We start from the raw sequence: 18,892 nt of genomic DNA on the forward strand, positions 1-18,892 counted from the left end.
GAACGCCGCAATAACACGACGAGGATTTGCAAGTTACGAACAGGACGTGATCACGCCCGGTGCCGCGCGGTCGACCCCCTCACCACGAGCTCGGGGGCGAACAGCAGCTCCTCGGCCGCGACCTCGCCGCCGTTGATCCGCTTCACGAGCAGCTCCACCACCGCGCGGCCCATCGCCTCGATCGGCTGGCGCGTGGTCGTGAGCGGCGGGTCGGTGCAGTTCATGAGTGCCGAGTCGTCGTAGCCGACGACCGAGATGTCGCCGGGCACGTCGAGTCCCTGGCGGCGCGCGGCCCGGATCGCGCCCAGCGCCAGCAGGTCGCTCGCGCACAGCACGGCGGTGGCGCCGCGCGGATACAGGCGCGCCGCAGCGGCGTGGCCACCCTCGATGGAGAACATGCCGTGCTCCACCAGCTCGTCCAGCACGGGCAGGCCGAGTTTCGCCGCGTACGAGCGGAAAGCCGCGAGCTTGCGCTGCGACGGCACGTGGTCGGCCGGGCCCAGGACCAGGCCGATCTTCTCGTGGCCGAGCGAGCTCAGGTGCCCCACGACCTGCTCCACGGCCACCGCGTCGTCGCACGAGACCTGCGGCAGCCCGAGGTGGTCGACGGCGGCGTTGATCAGCACTGTCGGCAGCTTGCGTTCCACGAGGTGGTGGTAGTGCGTGTGCACGGCGTCGGCCTGCGCGAACAGCCCGCCGGCGAACACCACCCCGGACACCTGCTGCTGCAGGAGCAGCTCCACGTATTCGGCTTCGGACACCCCGCCGGCGGTGCGCGTGCACAGCACGGGCGTGAACCCCTGCTGGGCCAGCGCGTTGCCCATGATCTCGGCCAGTGCGGGGAAGATCGGGTTCTGCAGCTCGGGCAGCACGAGCCCCACCAGGCGGGCCCGTTCCCCACGCAGCTGGGTGGGGCGCTCGTAGCCCATCACGTCCAGCGCGGTGAGAACGGCGGCCCGGGTGCTCGCGGAAACCCCGGGCCGGCCGTTGAGCACCCGGCTGACCGTGGCTTCGCTGACCCCCACCTGTCGGGCCACTTCGGCAAGTCGACGCGTCATGGCTGAAACTTTACTGCAATGGCTCGCAAAATCTCGACTTCACGGTGCGAGGGTGCTGACACGCTGAGCTACAGCTTGCGGCCCAGCTGCTCCGCCTGCTCGCGCAGCACCGGCAGGAATTCGTCGCGCAGCTGGTCCATCGAGATGCGGCCCGCGTTGGCGCTTACCGACATCGCGGCGACGGTGCGGCCGCGCGAGTCGAGCACGGGCACCGCGAGCGAGCGCAGGCCGTACTCCAGCTCCTCGTCGGTGAACGCCACGCCTTCCTGGTGCACGAGGTCCACCCGCCGGCGGATCTCGTCGGGTGTCACCGGCGTTTTCGGGGTCCTGGGGTGGAACTCGGACCGCTCGAGGTAGGCCGCCAAGTCCTCAGTGGACAGTGCGGAAAGGAGCACGTGTCCCGTCGCCGACGTGTAGGCCGGCACGCTCGCGCCGATGCGCACGCCCGTGTTGACGATCCGCTTCACCTCGCTGCGCGCGATGAACAGCGCGTCGTCGTTCTGCAGCACCGCGAGTGAGGCCGACTCCTGCACGTGCTCGCGCACCGCCGCCAGGTGCGGCTGCGCGAGCTGCGGCAGCGCCGTCGACTCGACGTACGCGTCGCCCAGGCGCAGCAGGCGCGGGGTGGGCAGGAAGTGCTTGCCGTCGTGGGTGAGGTACCCGAGGTCGACGAGCGTGAGCAGGCAGCGGCGGGCGACGGCGCGGTTGAGGCCGGTCAGGCGCGCGGCGTCGCTGATCGCGAGCTTCGGCGACGCCTCTCCGAACAGCTCCAGGATCGCCAATCCCTTGGCCAAACCGGCCATTCCTTCGGCTGCGGGCACGGCTCTCCCCGGAGTTGGGTCTTGACGGCAGGCTCTCGCCTGCCTTCAATGTGTTCGGCAAGTGAAACTGAGTTCGTTATTCGAACACTATCAGGGGTGCCGCGAGCTGTCGAGCGGCGTCCCGGGCGAGGAGGAACCGACGATGGATCGCCTCACGGGGACCACTGCGCGCCGCGCACCCGACCGCAGCTGGCCGCGGTCGCTGACCCGGGTGCCGTACTGGGTCTTCCAGGACGAGGCGGTGTACCGCGCCGAGCAGGACCGGATCTTCCACGGCCCGCACTGGAGCTACCTGTGCCTCGAGGCCGAGCTGGCCGAGCCCGGCGACTTCTGCGCGACCTTCATCGGCGAACAGCCGGTGCTGGTGACGCGCGACGTCGACGGCGAGGTGTACGCGTTCGAAAACCGCTGCGCCCACCGCGGCGCGCTGATCGCGATGGCCGACCACGGCAAGGCCCGCGACTTCACCTGCGTCTACCACGCCTGGACCTACAACCTGCAGGGCGACCTCACGGCCGTCGCGTTCGCCGAGGGTGTGGGCGGCAAGGGCGGGATGCCGCCGAACTTCTGCCTGTCGGACCACGGACCGCGCAAGCTGCGCATCGCCGTGGTCCACGGGCTGGTGTTCGGCACGCTGTCCAACGACCTGCCCGACATCGAGGAGTACCTCGGCCAGGAGATCCTCGACCGCATCGACCGCGTGCTCGGCGGCCGCAAGCCCGTGGTGCTGGGCCGGTTCGCGCAGCGCCTGCCGAACAACTGGAAGCTGTACGCGGAGAACGTCCGCGACTCCTACCACGCCAGCATCCTGCACTTGTTCTTCACGACGTTCGGCATCAACCGGCTTTCGCAGCGGGGCGCGATCATCGTCGACGAGTCCGGCGGCCACCACGTGAGCTACTCGGCCATCGACCGCAGCGTCACGGAGTCCACCGAGTACCGCGACCAGAACATCCGGTCCGACAGCGAATACAGCCTCGCCGATCCCTCGCTGCTGGAGGGCTTCAGTGAGGTCGGCGACGACGTGACGCTGCAGATCCTCTCGGTCTACCCCGGCTTCGTGCTGCAGCAGATCCAGAACTCCGTGGCCGTGCGCCAGATTCTCCCGCGCGGCACCGACGACACGCTGCTCAACTGGACCTACCTCGGCTTCGAGTCCGACACCGAGGAGCAGCGGCTGGTCCGGATGAAACAGTCCAACCTGGTCGGTCCCGCCGGCTACGTGTCCATGGAGGACGGTGGCATCGGCGGCTTCGTGCAGCGCGGGATCGCCGGCGCGTCCGACGAGTACGCGACGCTGCAGATGGGCGGCGACACGGCGGAGTCGAGCGAAAGCCGCGTCACCGAGGCGTCGGTCCGCGGGTTCTGGCTGGCCTACCGCGAGTCGATGGGTTTCGTGCCCGACGACGACGCGCCGCTGCCCGAGATCGGCCGGCACGAGCGCACCCGGGTGGTGCGTGCCTGATGGACAACCAGGTCGCCATCGCCCGTGCCCAGGCGCACTACGCCCGCTGCATCGACGACGGGCCGCTCGAAGACTGGCCCACGTTCTTCACCGAAGACTGCCACTACCGCGTGACCACGGCCGACAACTACGCCCGCGGCCTGCCCGCCGGCCTGATCTGGGCCGACACCCGCGGCATGCTGAAGGACCGCGTGTCGGCGCTCAAGGAAGCCAACATCTACGAGCCGCACGTGTACCGCCACATGCTCGGCCAGCCCGCGATCCTCACCGAGTCGGGTGGCGACGTCGAGAGCGAGACGCCGTTCTTCGTGCTGCGCGTGACCGGCGGCGGGCCGACCGACCTGTTCGCCAGCGGTCGTTATGTCGACCGCTACCGCGTCGAGGGCGACCAGGCTCTGCTGCGCGAGCGCGTGGTCGTGTGCGACAGCAAGGAGATCGACACCCTGCTGGCGCTGCCGCTGTGAGCCGCGTACTGCTGGTCATCGGTGACCCCAACGGCATCGGACCGGAGATCGCCGTCGCGGCCGCCGCCCGGGCCGAGGACCCGCCGGTGCTCGTCGGAGACCACCACGTGCTCGCGGATCTGGCCGCTCACAAGGGGTTCCGGCTGCGGGAGCACACACCCGGCCTCCCGCCCGAGGACGGCGTGCTCGACCTCGTGGCCGTCGGGCACCTGCCGCCGGACGAGTTCCGGCCGGGTGTGCTCAGCGCGGAGGCGGGCGCGGCGGCCGTCCGCTACGTCACCGAAGCCGTCACGCTCGCCCTCGGCGGCGGGTACCGCGGCGTGGTCGCCTGCCCCCACTCGGAGACGGCCGTGCACGCCGCGGGCATCCCGTTCCGCGGCTACCCGCCGCTGATCGCGCAGCTCACCGGCGTGCCCGAGGACCGCGTGTTCCTGCTGCTCTCGGGCGGTGGCCTGAACATCGTGCACGCGACCCTCCACGAACGCCTCGCCGACGCCCTCGCCCGGCTCACCCCGGAGCTGGTCACCGCGGCCGGGAAAGCGTTGGGGGAGGCACTGCGGAGTTTCGGCGTCGCTGCCCCGCGCATCGGCGTCTTCGGCATCAACCCGCACGCGGGCGAGGGCGGCCTGTTCGGCAGCGACGACGAGCGCATCACCGCACCGGCCGTGGCTTCGCTTGTCGCGCAAGGCATCGACGCGGTCGGCCCCACCGGCGCCGACGTCGCGCTCACCACCCCGGGCCACGACGGGTTCGTCGCGCTGTACCACGACCAGGGCCACATCCCGGTCAAGCTGCTGGCCGGCCGCACCTCGACCGCGTTGACCGTGGGCGCCGGCGTGCCGTTCTGCAGCGTCGGCCACGGCACGGCGTTCGACATCGCCGGCCGGGGCGTCGCCGACCCCACGGCCGTGGTTCGCGCGCTCGGCCTGTTCGGACGAACGAAGGAGACCACCGCATGATCACCGTGGCGGACACGGACGTCGAGATCCCGTGCGACGACGGGCAAACCGTGCTCGAAGCCGCCGAGAACGCGGGCTGGGCGATCCCGTACTCGTGCCGCAAGGGCGTCTGCACGTCGTGCACCGGTTCGCTCGTCGCGGGTTCGGTGGTCGTGCGCGGCCGCGGTGAGCTGACAGGACCGGCCGACGGGGTGCTGCTCTGCCGCGCCGAACCCCAGGGCCCGGTCGTGGTCCGGCCGCGCCGCATCGAACGCAGCGAGCCGCCGCGGCGCAAGAAGCTCACCACGGTGGTGCACCGCATCCGCCGGCCCGCGCCCCGCGTCACCCTGCTCGACCTGCGGTTCCCGATCGGGCGGCGCGCGCCGTTCCGGGCCGGGCAGTTCCTGGAGGTGCAGCTGCCGGACGACGAACCGCGCCCGTATTCGCTGGCCAACCCGCCGCACCACAACGACGCGGTGCAGCTGCACGTCCGCACCGAACCGGGCGGGCGATTCTCCGAGCACACCGTGGGGGCGCTGCGACCCGGCGACACGCTCGACGTCGAGACACCGTTCGGCGAGTTCGTCCTCGACGACGGCGACGGGCCGATTCTCCTGCTCGCCACGGGCACGGGCTTCGCGCCGATCCAGTCGATCGTGCTCGACCTCATCGCGCGCCGCCGCACCCGGCCCGTGCACCTGTACTGGGGCGCGCGCACGGAGGAGGACCTCTACCTGGCCGAGCTCCCGCGGCGCTGGGCGGCCCGGCACAGCTGGTTCGCCTACACGCCAGTGCTTTCCCGCCCCGGCAAGACCTGGTCGGGTGCCACCGGCCACGTCCAGCACGCCGCGCTGGCCGACCACCCGGAGCTGGCCGGGCATCGCACATACGCCTGCGGCAGCGAAGCGATGACCACCGACGCCCACGACCTGCTCACCGGCCGCGGCGGCCTGCCGGCCGAGAGCTTCCTGGCCGACTCGTTCGTGGCCGCCGCCGAGCCCCGCATTCCCGCCTGACCGCTTTTTGTTCGATCCCACCACGATTCAAAGGAGAATCCCATGGACTTCGTGCTCGTCCACGGCGCTTGGTACGCCGGCTGGAGCTGGCGGGAAGTGGCCGACGCGCTGCGCGAGCAGGGCCACCAGGCGCACGTCGTGGAGCAGCTGCCCAGCGGGGGACTGGACCCGGCCACGTTCGGCGACGTGGCCGCGGACGTCACCCACGTGCGGGACCTCATCGACGGCCTCGATCGTGACGTCGTATTGGTCGGGCATTCCTACGGCGGCATCGTCGTCGGCGAGCTGGCCGACCACCCGCGCGTGCGCCACACCGTGTTCCTCGCGGCGTTCCGGCCGCGCCGCGGCGAAAACCTGCTCGACATCCGCTCGCCGCACCCGGAGGAGTGGATCGTCCCCCGCGAAGACGGCACGCTGCACGTCACCGGCGACCACGCGCTGGCCCGCAAGGTCCTCGCCCCGGACCTCGACGAAGCCGTGTTCGCCGGCGTGCACGAACAGCGCCACGCGCACGCGGCCCTCACGTTCACCGAGCCCGCCACCGGACCCGAGCGCACGCACCCGGTCACCTATGTCGTCTGCGAGCGCGACGAGGCCATCTTCCCCGTGGACCAGGAGAAGATGGCCGCGGGTGCCGACCACGTCGTGCGCCTCGACGCCCCGCACCTGGCGCCGCTGACGCACCCGCGTGAGGTGGCCGACCTGCTGGCCGGCACCCGGTGACGGCCGGGGTCCGGCTGACCGGGTTCGTCGACGGCAAGCGCGTGAGCCCGTTCCAGTACGTCACGGTGGTGCTGTGCGGGCTCGTGATGTTCTTCGACGGCTTCGACACGCAAGCCATCAACTACCTCGCCCCGCACATCGCGAAGGACTGGGGGCTGAAGGTCGCGGTGCTCGGCCCGATCTTCTCCTCGGCGCTGGTCGGCCTGATGATCGGCTACCTCGTGCTTTCGCCGCTGTCCGACCGGTTCGGCCACCGGCGGCTCGTGATCGCGGGCACGGCGTTGTTCGCGTTGGCGAGCCTCGTGTCCGTGTGGGTCGGCGGCGTGGCCGAGCTCGTCGTGCTGCGGCTGATCACGGGCATCGGCCTCGGTGCGGCGGCGCCCAGCGCGGTCGCGCTCACCGCCGAGTACACGCCGAAACGCCTGCGGGCCAGCTTCGTGCTGGCGATCTACTGCGGGTTCTCGCTCGGGTTCGTCGTGGCCGGGGTCGTGTCGGGCTGGCTCGTGCCGACGGCCGGCTGGCGTTCCGTGTTCCTCGTGGGTGCGCTGGCGCCGCTGGTGATCATCCCGCTGATGCTGAAGTTCCTGCCGGAGTCGCTAGTGTTCCTGGTGGGCCGCGGCGCGAACTCCGAACGCGCCTACCGCCTGTGCCGCCGCATCGACCCGGCGCTGCCGGCGGAGACGCAGCCGGTGACCGTCGACGCGGCCGAAGCCGGTGGCCGCGTGAAGCTGAAGGCGCTGCTGGCCAACGGCGGGGTGCTGAGCACGGTGCTGCTGTGGGTCGTGTTCGCCGTCAACCTCGGCGAGTTCTACGCGTTGCAGAGCTGGCTGCCGACGATGCTCACGGACCTCGGCTTCGCCAACGGCACGGTGGTCACGGCCACGAGCCTCACCACGGTCGGCGGCATCGTCGTCGCGCTCGTGGTGGGTCCGGCGATGGACCGTCTGGGCGCGTTCGGTTCGCTGGGCGCGTTGTTCGTGGTGGGCGCGGTGTTCCTCGCGGTGACCGGGCCGGCGTTCCACGCGCCGGTGTGGCTCCTGCTGGCGGCAATGTTCCTCGTCGGCTGCGGGGTCAGCGGTGGCCAGAAGGCGCTGATCGCGCTGGCCGCCGTGGTGTACCCGGTCAACATCCGCTCGACGGGCGTCGGCTGGGCGCTGGGCATCGGCCGGCTCGGCGGGATCCTCGGCCCGCTGGTCGTCGGCGCGGCGGTGGCCGCTGCCTGGTCCCCGGCGGCGATCTTCCTGGCGTTGTCCGGACCGATGTTGGTGTGCGCGGTGCTGATCCTCTACCTGGGACGGCGGGCTCGGCGGACGGCCGAGGTCGCCGAGCGGGAAGCGGTGCCTGCGGTGTGAAGGAGGGCTCCCCGGTCGAGACCGTGGCCGGGGAGCCCCTCCCGCTTGCCCTACTACGCCGCGGCCACCTCCAGTTCCGAGACCTGCCCGGCCGGCCAGCCGGTGTTGCCGGTGATGGTCACGCGCACGAAGCGCTGGGTCGTCGTGCCGAAGCTCGCCGAAGCGGTGTTGCCCGACGACGGGCTGAAGTTCCAGCCGCGCGAGGCGACCAGCGTCGTCCACGAACCGCCGTCGGTGCTGCCCTGCACGGTGAGCGTCTGGGTGCGGGCGCCCCAGTCGTTGGACGGCGGCAGCTTGAGCGTCACCTTGTTGATCGCCGCCGCGTCACCGAGGTCGACGGTCAGCGTCTGCGGGAACGCGTTGTTCGTGCTCTCCCAGTACGTGCTCGCGTTGCCGTCCACGGCGTTGCCCGCCGGGAAGCCACCCTGCGAACCGCTGGCCGTGATGGCCTTGCCCCGCGCGATGTTCGCGCCCGACTGGGGCGGCTGCGGCGGGCCGGAGTTCGGCGCGGGCCAGCTGGAGCAGTCGCTCCAGGTGCCGGTCCAGCCGCTGTTGCCCGAGCCGTTGAAGGTCATCTTCGGGATCGAGCTCGGGTAGGGGCAGTTGTACGTGCCGACGACGCCGACACCCGACGCCGTGAGGTTGCTGATCGACACCGTGCCCTGCGTCTGCGACTGCGCGACGAACGTGCCCGTGCCGCGCACGGTGACGCCGTCGATGGTGATGCCGCTGACCTGCTTGCCCGCGCCGTTGCCGTCGATGAACTGGATCGCCTCGTACGGGCTGTCGATGGCCGTGAAGCCGTTGACGCGGATGTTCACGCCGGAAATGGCCTGGTCACGAGCGTCGAACCACAGCGCGCCGACGCCGAACTGCCAGTTGGGGTCGAGCGCCCCGGCCCGCAGCGCGGTGTTGTTCGTCAGCGTGACTGTGCCCGAGAGCGGCACCGAGTTGAACCGGTTGGCCACGAGGTAGCCGCCGCCGAGCGCGTTGGTGTCCTGGATGAGGTTGCCGCTGACGGTGTTGTTCGAGCCACCGTAGAGGGCGATGCCGTTGGCCAGGTTCGGCTGCACCACGGTGTTGTTCGCGATGGTGATGCCGGAGTCGGCCTGGCCGTTGGACCACAGCGCGAGCGCGTCGTCACCGTTGTTGCGCAGGTAGTTGTTGCGGATCGCCGAATTCGTGACGGCGCCGTCGAAGTTCACGCCGTCAGCCTGCGTGTCGAGGATGCGGTTGTTCTCGATCGCGAGGTTCGAGGACGCGCCGTTCATCAGCCACAGGCCGCACTTGGTGTCCTGGATCCACAGCCCTGAGACGACCGAGCCGTTGCCGAGCACGCCGTGGAAGGCGTTGTCCGGGCTGGAGTCGTTGCGCTCGGAGACCGAGCCGAACACGGCGAAGTCGTAGAGCTTGATGTTCCCGGACGCGCTGCCGTTGTTGAAGATGTTGTTGCCGTGCAGCACCGTGTACCACTGCCCGGCGCCACGCACGGTGGTCTGGTCGATCTGCAGGGCCGAGCCGATCTCGAAGCGGCCGCTCGGCACCCAGACTTCCTTGCCCTGCTGCCGGGCGGCTTGCAACGCGTTGCGGAAAGCTTGCGTGTCGTCGCCGGAGTCGTTGGCGGTGGCGCCGTAGTCGGTGACCGACAGCGAGCCGGCCGGTTGCGCGCCGGCGCCGCCGACCTGTTCGAAGTCGGCGAGGTCGATGGTGGCCTGCCCGACGTCACCGGAGTCCAGCTGCACCTTGACCTTCGCGCCGGCGGCGGCGTTCTGGCCGAACAGCAGGCGCGCATCGTCGAAGAAGTGGTGGGTCTTCGCGCCCGGGATGCCGGGGGTGTCGGTGTAGGTGTACTGCGACGTCACGGAAAGCCCGCTGCCGAGCTTGGTCCCGTTGACGTACACCGACATGCGGCCAGAGCTGCCGTCGGGCAGGTTGTAGTGGACGTTGACCGAGTTGGCCGCGGCCGGCAGCGTGAACTCCACGTACTGGCCCTGCCCGAGCCGCACGGCCTGGCGGCCGGACGCTTCGGAGGCCACCGTGGCCTGCGTGTAATCGGGGCCGACGGCGGAACCGTTGGTGGCGCTGCATTCGGCCTCGACCGTCCGGAACGGAACGCTCGCACCGCCGGACGCCGTGGCCGGGCAGGTCGCCGCCGCGGCGGGGGTGCCCGAGCCGACCGCGAACACGGTCAGCCCGGAGGACACCAGCGCCGCGGCCAGCAAGGCCGCCCTGGGTCGTGCTGAGGTGGGGGACATCTTTGTCCTTTCTGGGGATTTTCCGGAGCGGGTCAGGACGCGTAGGCCTCGAGCTCGGACAGCTGCCCGGCCGGCCAGCCGGTGTTGCCGGCGAAGGTCAGGCGCAGGTAGCGGGTGCTGGTGGAGCTGAAGGAGACGGTGGCGGTGTTGCCGCCGGCCGGGTCGAAGCGGTAGCCGGCCTCGGATTTGAGCGTGGTGAACGAGGATCCGTTGGTGCTGCCCTGCACGGTGAGCGTCTGCGTGCGCGCGCCCCAGTCGTTCGACGGCGGCAGCTTGAGCACGAGCCGGCCGACGTTCAGGGCGCTGCCGAGGTCGACGGTCAGCGTCTGCGGGAACGCGTTGTTGCTGCTTTCCCAGTAGCTGCTCGCGTTGCCGTCCACGGCGTTGCCCGGCGGGAAGCCGCCCTGGGAGCCGCTGGCCGTGGTGGTCTTGTGCAGGGCCAGGTTTCCGGTCGGGGGCTGGGTGGGCGTGGTGGGCGTGGTGGGCGTGGTCGGCGTGGTCGGCGGAGTCGTGCCGCCGTTGTTGCCGTTGTAGACCGGCGCCGGCCACGAACCGCAGAACGTGGTGGTCCAGCCCGAGTTGCCGCCCTGGTCGGCCAGGCCCGTGAGCGCGTCCGGGCCCATGCAGTTGTAGACGCCCGCGCGGCCGATGTTCGTCGCGACGACGTTCTTGACCGTACCGCTCGGTTTGGACTGCAGCTGCCACGCGAACGTGCCCGCGCCGGTGATCCGCAGGCCGTCGAAGTGCACGTCGGTGGTGGCGCCGTCGATGAACTGCACGCCCTCGTAGTTGTTGTCGAGCAGGTCGTTGTCCACCACGTCGATGCGGCCGGTGATGGCAGAGTCGCGCCCGTCGAACCACAGCGCGCCGACGCCGAACTGCCAGTTGGAGTCGAGCACGCCGGTGCGGATCGCGGTGTTGCGCGTGACGGTCGTGGTGCCCGACAGCGGCACGGCGCTGAACCGGTTGGCCACGTGGATGCCGCCGCCCTGGTCCTGGTTGTCGGCCACCACGTTGTCGGACACGGTGTTGTCGTGGCCGCCGTAGATCGCGATGTTGTTCGCGAGGATCGGCAGCAGCACCGTGTTGAACGAGAACGTGTTGTGGTGGTCGGCGTCGTGCTCGGCCCACATGGCCAGGCCGTCGTCGCCGGTGTTGCGCAGGAAGTTGTTCGTCACCAGCGTGTTGCTGATGCCCTGGTGCAGGTTGAGCCCGTCGGCCGTCTGGTCGAGGATGCGGTTGCCGCGCACGGTGAGCCCGTCGAAGGGCCCGTCGAGCCAGAGCCCGACCTTCGTGTGCTGCAGCCACAGGTTCTGGACGACCGAACCACCGCCGAGCGCACCGCCGATGGCGTTGGCCTGGTCGCAGTCGACGCGGGCCTGGACGTCGCCGATGATCGCGAAGTCGTAGAGTCCCACGTTCGTGCTGCTGCCGGGCACCGCCGCGTTGCCGGGGTACGTCGGGGTGGAGCAGCTGGCCGGCTCGCCCTTGCCGAAGATGCCCGCGCGGGCGCCGTGCAGCTCGGAGTACCACGGCCCGGCGCCGCGGATCGTCACCTGGTCGACGGTGATGTGGTGGTTGAGCGTGAACGAGCCGGCCGGGATCCAGACCTGCTTGCCCTGGCTCTTCGCGGCGGCCACGGCGGCGTCGAACGCGCCCGCGTCGTCGCTGCTGTCGCCGGCGGTGGCGCCGAAGTCGGTGACGCTCACGGTGTTGGCCGGTTGGCCGGCGGGTGCGGCGACCTGCTCGAAGTCGGCGAGGTCGACGGTCGCGGGAGTCACGTCGCCGGAGTCGATCTGCAGTTTGATCTTGGTGCCGGCGGGGTAGCTGGTGCCGAACAGGGTGCGCACCTCGTCGTAGAAGTGGTGCGCCTTGCCCTGACCGGGGTCGTTGCTGAAGGGGTAGCCGCCGTAGTACCAGCCGTACCGGGAGGTCAGGGTGAGGTCGCGGTTGTGGGTGCCGTTGACGTAGACCGAGATCGTGCCGTTGATCCCGGTGCCCTGGGCGTTGTCGGGGAGGCTGTAGCGGAAGTCGAGCGAGTTCGACGGGGCGGTGAGGGTGAACTCGACGTACTTGCCCTGGCCGGACAAGGTCACCGCCTTGCGGCCGGACGCCTCACCGGCCAGCGTGCCGGCGCTGCGGTCGGGGCCGATCACGGTGCCGTTGGTGGCGGCGTTCTCGGCTTCCTGCTCGATGAACGGGACGGTCGCGCCGCGGCCGGCGACGGCGGCGTTCGGGGTGGCTGTCGCCGGGTTTGCCGGAGCCGCGATCACGGTCAGGGCGGTGAGGCCGGCGGCCGCGAGCACGGCGCTGCCGAACGCGGCGATCCTTCTCGAGGTGGGTTTTTCGGGCGCGCTGAAGACACCTAGGGGAGACACGGGGCAGCACTCGCCTTTCGTCGGGGTCGGGTGCACTGGTGGGGACAGTGTGTGAGCTGGATCATACGAATTCCCGACAGGAAATCGCAATAGTCGGACGGACTTACGCAAATTTTCGACATCTGCCGTCATGGCTGGCTCGGCGCCCGGATTTCCCGCCACCTGGCGGAGGTGGCGCGGGGCCCGGCCGGGCCAGGATGATCAGGCGAGAGCCACGACGTCCTGGGAGGTACCGAGATGACCGCGACCCGTCCGCAGGTGGGGCCGCCGCTGCCGTTCGACCCCGAGCTCGAGGTGGTGCTGGAGCAGATGCGGGCCGAGCGGCCGGCGCTCGACTCGGCCGCCGCGATCCCGGCCCTGCGCGAGGAGCGTGCCACGCGTGAGCTCTCGCTGGAGGAGGTCGCGGCCGACGGCACGGTCAAGCTGTCCGAAGTGGACGCTTCCGGGGTGCCGCTCGTCGTCGGCCGCCCGACGGGCCTCACCGGTCCCGCTCCGGTGCTCTACTGGATGCACGGCGGCGGCATGATCCTCGGCGGCCACCGCGGCCGTGACTTGCTGGTGCTCAAGGAGTACGCGGTTTCGCTCGGCCTCGCGTTCGCCTCGGTCGACTACCGCGTCGCCCCGGAGCACCCGCATCCCGCACCGGTCGAGGACTGCTACACGGGTCTGAAGTGGACAGTCGAGCACGCCGCTTCCCTGGGCGTCGACCCGTCACGCGTGATCGTCGGCGGCGCCAGCGCGGGCGGCGGCTTGGCGGCCGCCGTGGCCCTGCTGTCCCGCGACCGCGGCGGCCCGGCGCTGCTCGGCCAGCTGCTGCTGTACCCGATGCTCGACGACCGCAACGACACCCCGTCGTCGTTCCAGATGGCCGGCCTCGGCGTCTGGGACCGCACCGCCAACGACATCGGCTGGACCGCCCTGCTCGGTTCCGCCCGCGGCGGCCCCGACGTCTCGCCCTACGCCGCCCCGGCCCGCGCGGCGGACCTCTCGGGCCTTCCCCCGGCCTTCCTGGACGTCGGCACCGCCGAAACCTTCCGCGACGAAGTCCTCACCTACGCGACCCGCCTGCTGCAAGCCGGCGTCCAAACCGAACTCCACGTCTGGCCCGGCGCCTACCACGGCTTCGACGGCTCGGCCCCGGTCGCGGCGCTTTCGGTGCAGGCCCGGGCAGCGCGCGCTCCGTGGCTGCGGCGGATCCTCGGCTGAGCCTTACTTCGGGAGGTCTTTCATCCAGGCGGTCACGGTGATCTCCCCGGTCGTCCCCAGGTCGGTCTTCAGCGGGACGGTCTGCTCGGCCTCCCCGGGCGCCGCGACCACGCCCACCGCGGCGCCGGTCGTCGTGTCCCCCGAGGTCACCGTGGCCGACCACGACACCACGCTCATCAGCTTTTCGTGCGGGCCCACCGTGAACGCCTTCGGCCCGGGATCCGGCGAGAAGTACGAGACACCGTGGTGCACCTGAACGTCCAGCGGCTTGCCGCTGCCGTCGAGGACGCGCACGGTGGGGTAGCCGTTCAGCGTGCGCGCTTGGGCGTCGTTGTTGGTCAGCGTCAACACCGACGCCCGATGCCCGAGCCCGGCCTCGACGATCCCCGCGGACACCGCCAACGCAGGCGGCGACGCGACTCGCGACGAGCTCACCGGCGCCTGGGTGACCGGCGCCGGCGGCTCCCCTGAACCGCACCCGACGGCCACGAGGGCCACGACAACGACCGGCAAAGCCTTGGAGATCCCCATGGCGAGGAAACCTAGCTCTCGCCCACCCGGGACCGTGCCCGGCCCCGGGAATCGCCGGACAGACCCCGCCCTCCCGAGGGGGGCGTCCCACGTTCAGTCTATCGGCGACCACCGACAATTCCCGGCGCGCAGGCCCTCTCGAGGCCAGTAGTCCACACCCGATCGAGTGGAGACAGTGCGCATGAATGCGCCCCGGACCGAACTCGGCCCGGGGCGCAGCACCTCAACCCAAGTCAGGAAGTCAACAGCGGCAACAACGGCTTCCGAACCGCCGTAGCAACGCCATCCGACGCCTCCGCCGCCGCGACCCGCTCCGCCGAAGGAACCCCGTACCCGGTAGTCCGCTGCCGCAACGGCCGACCCAGCGGCTCAACCATCGCACGCATGTCACTGATCGTCTTGTACGAGCCGTTCGACGCCCCCGCCATCCGGGAGATGGTCTCCTCCATCAGCGTCCCGCCGATGTCGTTGACGCCGCCCTGCAGGACGGCCCGGCTGCCTTCCTCGCCGAGCTTCACCCAGGAGCTCTGGATGTTGTCGATGGTCCCGTGCAGCAACAGCCGCGCCAGGGCGTGGACGGCGCGGTTCTCGCGCAGGGAGGTGCCCGGGCGGGCCAGGCCGGCGAGGTAGATCGGTGCGCTCTGGTGGATGAAGGGCAGCAGCACGAACTCCGTGAACCCGCGGCGGCCGTTGCGCTCCATGCCCTCGCGCTGCAGGCGCGCCAGCAGCTTCAGGTGCGCGACCCAGTGGCTGGGGTTGTCGACGTGGCCGTACATCATCGTCGACGTCGTCGGGAGGCCCACCGAGTGCGCGGTGGTCACGACCTCGATCCAGGCCGACGTCGGCAGCTTGCCCTTGGTGAGCACCCACCGCACGTCGTCGTCGAGGATTTCGGCGGCGGTGCCCGGCAGGGAGTCCACACCGGACTCCTTGGCGCGGATCAGCCAGTCGCGCAACGACAGGTTCGTGCGCGACGCGCCGTTCACGACCTCCATCGGGCTGTAGGAGTGGAGGTGGATGTCGGGCTGGCGGCGCTTGACCTCGGCGGCGAGGTCGAAGTACGCGGTGCCCGGCAGGTCGGGATGGATACCGCCCTGCATGCAGATCTCGGTCGCGCCCGCGGCCCACGCCTCGTCGACGCGGTCGCCGACCTGCTCCAGCGAGAGCGTGTACGCGTCGGCGTCGGTGCGACGCTGGGCGAAGGCGCAGAAGCGGCAACCCGTGTAGCAGACGTTGGTGAAGTTGATGTTGCGTGTGACGACGAACGTGATGTCGTCGCCCACCGTCTCGCGCCGCAGGTCGTCGGCGATGCGCGCCAGCGCGTCGAGCTCGGGCCCGTCGGCGTGTAGCAGGGCCAGCGCGGCGTCGTCCGACAGGCCGGCGGGGTCCTTTTCCGCGCTGCGCAAGGCTTCCAGGATGTCGGTGTCGAACTTCTGCGGCCCCGTCTTGATCTTGCGGCCGATTTCCTTCCAGTCGCCGTAGACGGAGTCGAAGTCGCCGCGACGGTCCTCGGTGCGGCCGGTGGTGTCGATCTCGGTGTGCAGATCGGTGCGGCCCGACTGCTGCCAGCCGCCGTCCGGCTCCTGCCACGGGATCCCGACGGGCATCGCGTCCTCGCGCGCCAGCCCCGTCGCGGGGTCGACGAGCGCGGCCACGTGCCGGGTCACGCGCGGGTCGAGCCACGGCTCGCCCATGGTCACGTATTCGGGGTAGATGGTCAGCCGCTCGCGCAGCGTGTAGCCGGCCTTCTCCGTCTGCCGGGCCAGCTGGTCGATCTGCGGCCACGCGCGCTCGGGGTTCACGTGGTCCGGCGTCAGGGGCGACACGCCGCCCCAGTCGTCGATGCCGGCGCGGATCATCAGGTCGTACTGGTTGCCGATGAGGTTCGGCGGCGCCTGGATGCGCATCTTCGGCCCGAGCACGAGCCGCGCCACGGCGATGTTCGCCGCGAGCTCCTCGAGGTCGGCGTCCGGCGTCGCGCGCATCTTCGTGTCCGGCTTCGCGCGGAAGTTCTGGATGATGACTTCCTGGATGCCGCCGTACTCGCGCGCGGTCTTGCGGATCGCGAACATCGCGTCCGCGCGCTCCTCGTGCGTCTCGCCGATGCCGATCAGCACGCCGGTCGTGAACGGCACGGAGCTGCGCCCGGCGTCCTCCAGCACGCGCAGGCGGACGGCGGGATCCTTGTCCGGCGAGCCGTAGTGCGGGCCGCCCTTCTCGCTCCACAGCCGCGTCGCCGTCGTCTCGAGCATCATGCCCATCGACGGCGCCACCGGCTTGAGCCGCTGGAAGTCCTGCCAGCTCAGCACGCCGGGGTTCAGGTGCGGCAGCAGGCCGGTCTCCTCCAGCACGCGGATGGCCATCGCGCGGACGTAGGAGAGCGTGTCGTCGTAGCCGTGGGCGTCGAGCCAGTCGCGCGCGGCCTTCCAGCGGTCCTCGGGCCGGTCGCCGAGCGTGAACAGGGCTTCCTTGCAGCCCATCTCGGCGCCCTTGCGGGCGATCTCGAGGACCTCGTCCGGCGAGAGGAACGGCGATTCGAGCCGCCCGGGCACGGTCACGAAGGTGCAGTAGCCGCAGCGGTCGCGGCACAGCCGCGTCAGCGGGATGAACACCTTGCGGCTGTAGGTGATGACGCCCGCGCGCCCGGCGGCTTCGAGGCCGGCGTCGCGGATGCGGGAGGCGTGCTCGGACAGCGTCTTGAGGTCGTCACCGCGCGCGTGCAGCAGCACGGTGGCCTCGGCGAGGTCGAGCGTCTTCCCGTCCCTGGCCCGCGCGAGCGCGCGGCGCATCGCCGACGGGGTGGGGGCGGTCAACTCGGGTACGGGTGCCATTCCCGTCACGCTAGGACCAGCTCGCGCAAGCAGGCCAGTGCGTTGTCCGCCACGTGCTCACCCGTTCGGAAGTGACGATCATCCGCGCAGGTCAGAGGCCCGGAAAGGTTGTCGATCACCCGGGAGGAGTGTATTACCTAAAGTGTGGCATCGGTGATCGGGAAGCGCATCGGCGGCCGGACGTACTACTACCTGGCCGAGTCCGCGCGGGTCGACGGCGCGCCGCGGGTGGTGACGCAGCGGTACCTCGGCACGGCCGAGGACATCGCCGGCGCGCTGCCCGGCGGCGCGCAACCGGGCGGCGCGCGGCACCGCACGTTCGGGGACGTCGCCGCCGTGTGGGGCACGATCCAGCGCCTCGATCTCGTCCGGCGGGTCGACGCCGTGGCGGGCCCGCAGCGAGCCAAGACCACGCTCGGGTTCCACGTCGCGCTCGCCGTGCTGCACCGCGCGACCGGCGCGGGCGCGAGCTTCGAGGACTGGTGGGCCGGCTGCGCGGCGCAAGACCTCGTCCGCCCGCGTCCGCCGAAGGCCGCCGTCACCACGGCGGCCCACTGGCGGGCGTTGCAGCGCCTGACGCCGGAGCGCATCACGGGCGTCGAAACGGCGGTCGCCGAAGCCGTGCTCGACCTGCTCGGCGACGACGGCACCTCGGCGCTCGCGGTGGACGTTCCCCAGTTCGCGGCCTTCACCGCCGCCGACTGCACGGTGCCCTCGGCCTGCCAGGACGCGCTCGCCGGCCTCGGCCTCGTGGTCACGCGCGACGGCGCGATCCCGCTCGCGTCGCGCGTCTACCGCAGGGAAAGCGGCGCGGCGCCGACGTTCGGCGCGCTGGCGGGGGAGCTGGGCGAGCGGTACCCGGCCACGGACGTCACGCTCGTCTTCCACGCCGGGCAGGCCGCCCAGCTCGACCTCGGCGCGCGGCGCGGGTTCGTCGGCTCGCTCCCGCCGGCCGACCACCCGGAGCTGCTCACGCAGCCGGCGTCGGCCCGCCGGCGGGTGGACCCGGAACGCTTCGCCGGCCTGACGGCGATCGACACCCGCGCGACCGTCGACGGCGTGCGGCGCCGGGTCATCCTCACGCACTCGGCCACGCTGTACGCGGCTCAGTACCGCGCGTTCACCGACGAGCTGAGCACCGCGATCCGCGAGCTCGACGGCCTGGCCGCGGCCCTGGAAGCCGGCACCCACCGCGGTGACCGCACGCAGGTCCACTCGGAGATCTCGCGGGTGACCCGCGGCCGCCGCATCGGCCGGGTCCTGGAGGCGACGCTCAGCGGCACCCGGCCGGGCGAGATCCGGCTGACGCGCCGGGTCGACGAGGCGGCCGTCGCCCGGCTGGTGGACGAGTACTTCGGCAAGCAGATCCTCGTGACCGACCGCGACTGGCCGGTGGCCGAGATCGTCACGGCCTATCGCGCGCGGACCTACCTCGAGTCCACGTTCCGCTGGCTCACCGGTCCCGCCGCGCTCGGCCCGACGCCGCGGTGGGAGTGGACCCCGCACCGCGTCGCCGTGCACGCGCTGGTCTCGGTGCTCGCGGCCACCGTCACCCACCTCATGCGCCGCGAGGCCGACCGCGCCGGGATGAACCTGTCGGTGGGCGAGCTGCTCGACCAGCTGTGCGGCATCGGCGAGACGGTGCTGCGCTACCCGTCCACGGGCGGGCGGCCGCGCAGCCGCCGCATCCTCACCGACCGCGACCCGGCCCAGCAGGCGTTGTTCGACCTGTTCGGGCTGGAGCGGTTCGCGCCCTAGCTGTACTGACCGGGGAGGTTGCGAACGTGGCGACACGTAGTCGGATGATCTTGGCGTGAGGGAGGGCCTCCGGGTTCGGTGTGGATTGCGACGTCA

The 18,892-nt window shown here is 71.1% G+C and carries 14 protein-coding genes; 8 read left to right on the forward strand and 6 right to left on the reverse strand.

All coding sequences use genetic code 11. The annotated features are described in order from the left end of the window. Positions 1 to 50: 50 nt before the first annotated feature. Positions 51 to 1,058, reverse strand: a complete 1,008-nt coding sequence (locus tag AB0878_RS41630) for a LacI family DNA-binding transcriptional regulator (RefSeq protein ID WP_366587275.1) — start codon at positions 1,056 to 1,058, stop codon at positions 51 to 53. A gap of 68 nt (positions 1,059 to 1,126) precedes the next feature. Further along, positions 1,127 to 1,861 carry an IclR family transcriptional regulator C-terminal domain-containing protein gene (locus AB0878_RS41635; RefSeq protein ID WP_366587311.1) on the reverse strand — a complete coding sequence of 245 codons (735 nt, stop codon included), beginning with the start codon at positions 1,859 to 1,861 and terminating at the stop codon, positions 1,127 to 1,129. Between the two features lie 160 nt (positions 1,862 to 2,021). Between AB0878_RS41635 and AB0878_RS41640 the strand changes: the two genes are divergently transcribed. From AB0878_RS41640 to AB0878_RS41665, 6 genes are read left to right on the forward strand one after another with little or no spacing between them, the layout of a single operon-like run. After that, positions 2,022 to 3,344 (forward strand): aromatic ring-hydroxylating dioxygenase subunit alpha, encoded by a 1,323-nt coding sequence (locus tag AB0878_RS41640; RefSeq protein ID WP_366587277.1) that lies wholly within the window; start codon positions 2,022 to 2,024, stop codon positions 3,342 to 3,344. Continuing rightward, positions 3,344 to 3,808: an aromatic-ring-hydroxylating dioxygenase subunit beta gene (locus tag AB0878_RS41645; protein ID WP_366587279.1), complete on the forward strand. Its 465-nt coding sequence runs from the start codon at positions 3,344 to 3,346 to the stop codon at positions 3,806 to 3,808. Before AB0878_RS41640 ends, AB0878_RS41645 begins: the two co-directional genes overlap by 1 nt. Next, entirely contained in the window at positions 3,805 to 4,767 is a 963-nt protein-coding gene (locus tag AB0878_RS41650) for a 4-hydroxythreonine-4-phosphate dehydrogenase PdxA (protein ID WP_366587282.1), read from the forward strand. Before AB0878_RS41645 ends, AB0878_RS41650 begins: the two co-directional genes overlap by 4 nt. Then, a complete protein-coding gene (locus AB0878_RS41655) occupies positions 4,764 to 5,762 on the forward strand; it encodes a 2Fe-2S iron-sulfur cluster-binding protein (protein ID WP_366587284.1) in 999 nt (332 codons plus the stop codon). Before AB0878_RS41650 ends, AB0878_RS41655 begins: the two co-directional genes overlap by 4 nt. 42 nt (positions 5,763 to 5,804) lie before the next feature. Then, the gene (locus AB0878_RS41660) at positions 5,805 to 6,485 is read left to right on the forward strand and encodes an alpha/beta hydrolase (protein ID WP_366587286.1); all 681 of its coding nucleotides are present in this window, start codon (positions 5,805 to 5,807) and stop codon (positions 6,483 to 6,485) included. After that, entirely contained in the window at positions 6,482 to 7,837 is a 1,356-nt protein-coding gene (locus AB0878_RS41665) for an MFS transporter (RefSeq protein ID WP_366587288.1), read from the forward strand. Before AB0878_RS41660 ends, AB0878_RS41665 begins: the two co-directional genes overlap by 4 nt. A gap of 53 nt (positions 7,838 to 7,890) precedes the next feature. Here AB0878_RS41665 and AB0878_RS41670 read toward each other — a convergent pair whose 3' ends face one another. After that, positions 7,891 to 10,092, reverse strand: coding sequence for a discoidin domain-containing protein (locus tag AB0878_RS41670; protein WP_366587290.1), 2,202 nt, complete (start codon positions 10,090 to 10,092; stop codon positions 7,891 to 7,893). Positions 10,093 to 10,124: 32 nt separating this feature from the next. Continuing rightward, positions 10,125 to 12,470, reverse strand: a complete 2,346-nt coding sequence (locus AB0878_RS41675; protein WP_366587292.1) for a discoidin domain-containing protein — start codon at positions 12,468 to 12,470, stop codon at positions 10,125 to 10,127. A gap of 237 nt (positions 12,471 to 12,707) precedes the next feature. Here AB0878_RS41675 and AB0878_RS41680 point away from each other — a divergent pair, with 237 nt between their 5' ends. Beyond that, the gene (locus AB0878_RS41680; protein WP_366587295.1) at positions 12,708 to 13,676 is read left to right on the forward strand and encodes an alpha/beta hydrolase; all 969 of its coding nucleotides are present in this window, start codon (positions 12,708 to 12,710) and stop codon (positions 13,674 to 13,676) included. A 3-nt stretch (positions 13,677 to 13,679) separates the two neighbouring features. On the opposite strand, the gene AB0878_RS41685 is transcribed toward AB0878_RS41680, so the two are convergent. Together AB0878_RS41685 and AB0878_RS41690 are read right to left on the reverse strand one after the other, a co-directional pair. Next, positions 13,680 to 14,207, reverse strand: a complete 528-nt coding sequence (locus AB0878_RS41685; protein WP_366587298.1) for a DUF4232 domain-containing protein — start codon at positions 14,205 to 14,207, stop codon at positions 13,680 to 13,682. Positions 14,208 to 14,440: 233 nt separating this feature from the next. Further along, positions 14,441 to 17,038: a bifunctional FO biosynthesis protein CofGH gene (locus AB0878_RS41690; RefSeq protein ID WP_366587300.1), complete on the reverse strand. Its 2,598-nt coding sequence runs from the start codon at positions 17,036 to 17,038 to the stop codon at positions 14,441 to 14,443. A gap of 153 nt (positions 17,039 to 17,191) precedes the next feature. Between AB0878_RS41690 and AB0878_RS41695 the strand changes: the two genes are divergently transcribed. Then, positions 17,192 to 18,796: a transposase gene (locus tag AB0878_RS41695; protein WP_366587303.1), complete on the forward strand. Its 1,605-nt coding sequence runs from the start codon at positions 17,192 to 17,194 to the stop codon at positions 18,794 to 18,796. Positions 18,797 to 18,892 lie beyond the last annotated feature (96 nt).

The sequence above is a fragment of the Amycolatopsis sp. NPDC047767 genome (assembly GCF_040704195.1).
GTDB lineage: Bacteria > Actinomycetota > Actinomycetes > Mycobacteriales > Pseudonocardiaceae > Amycolatopsis.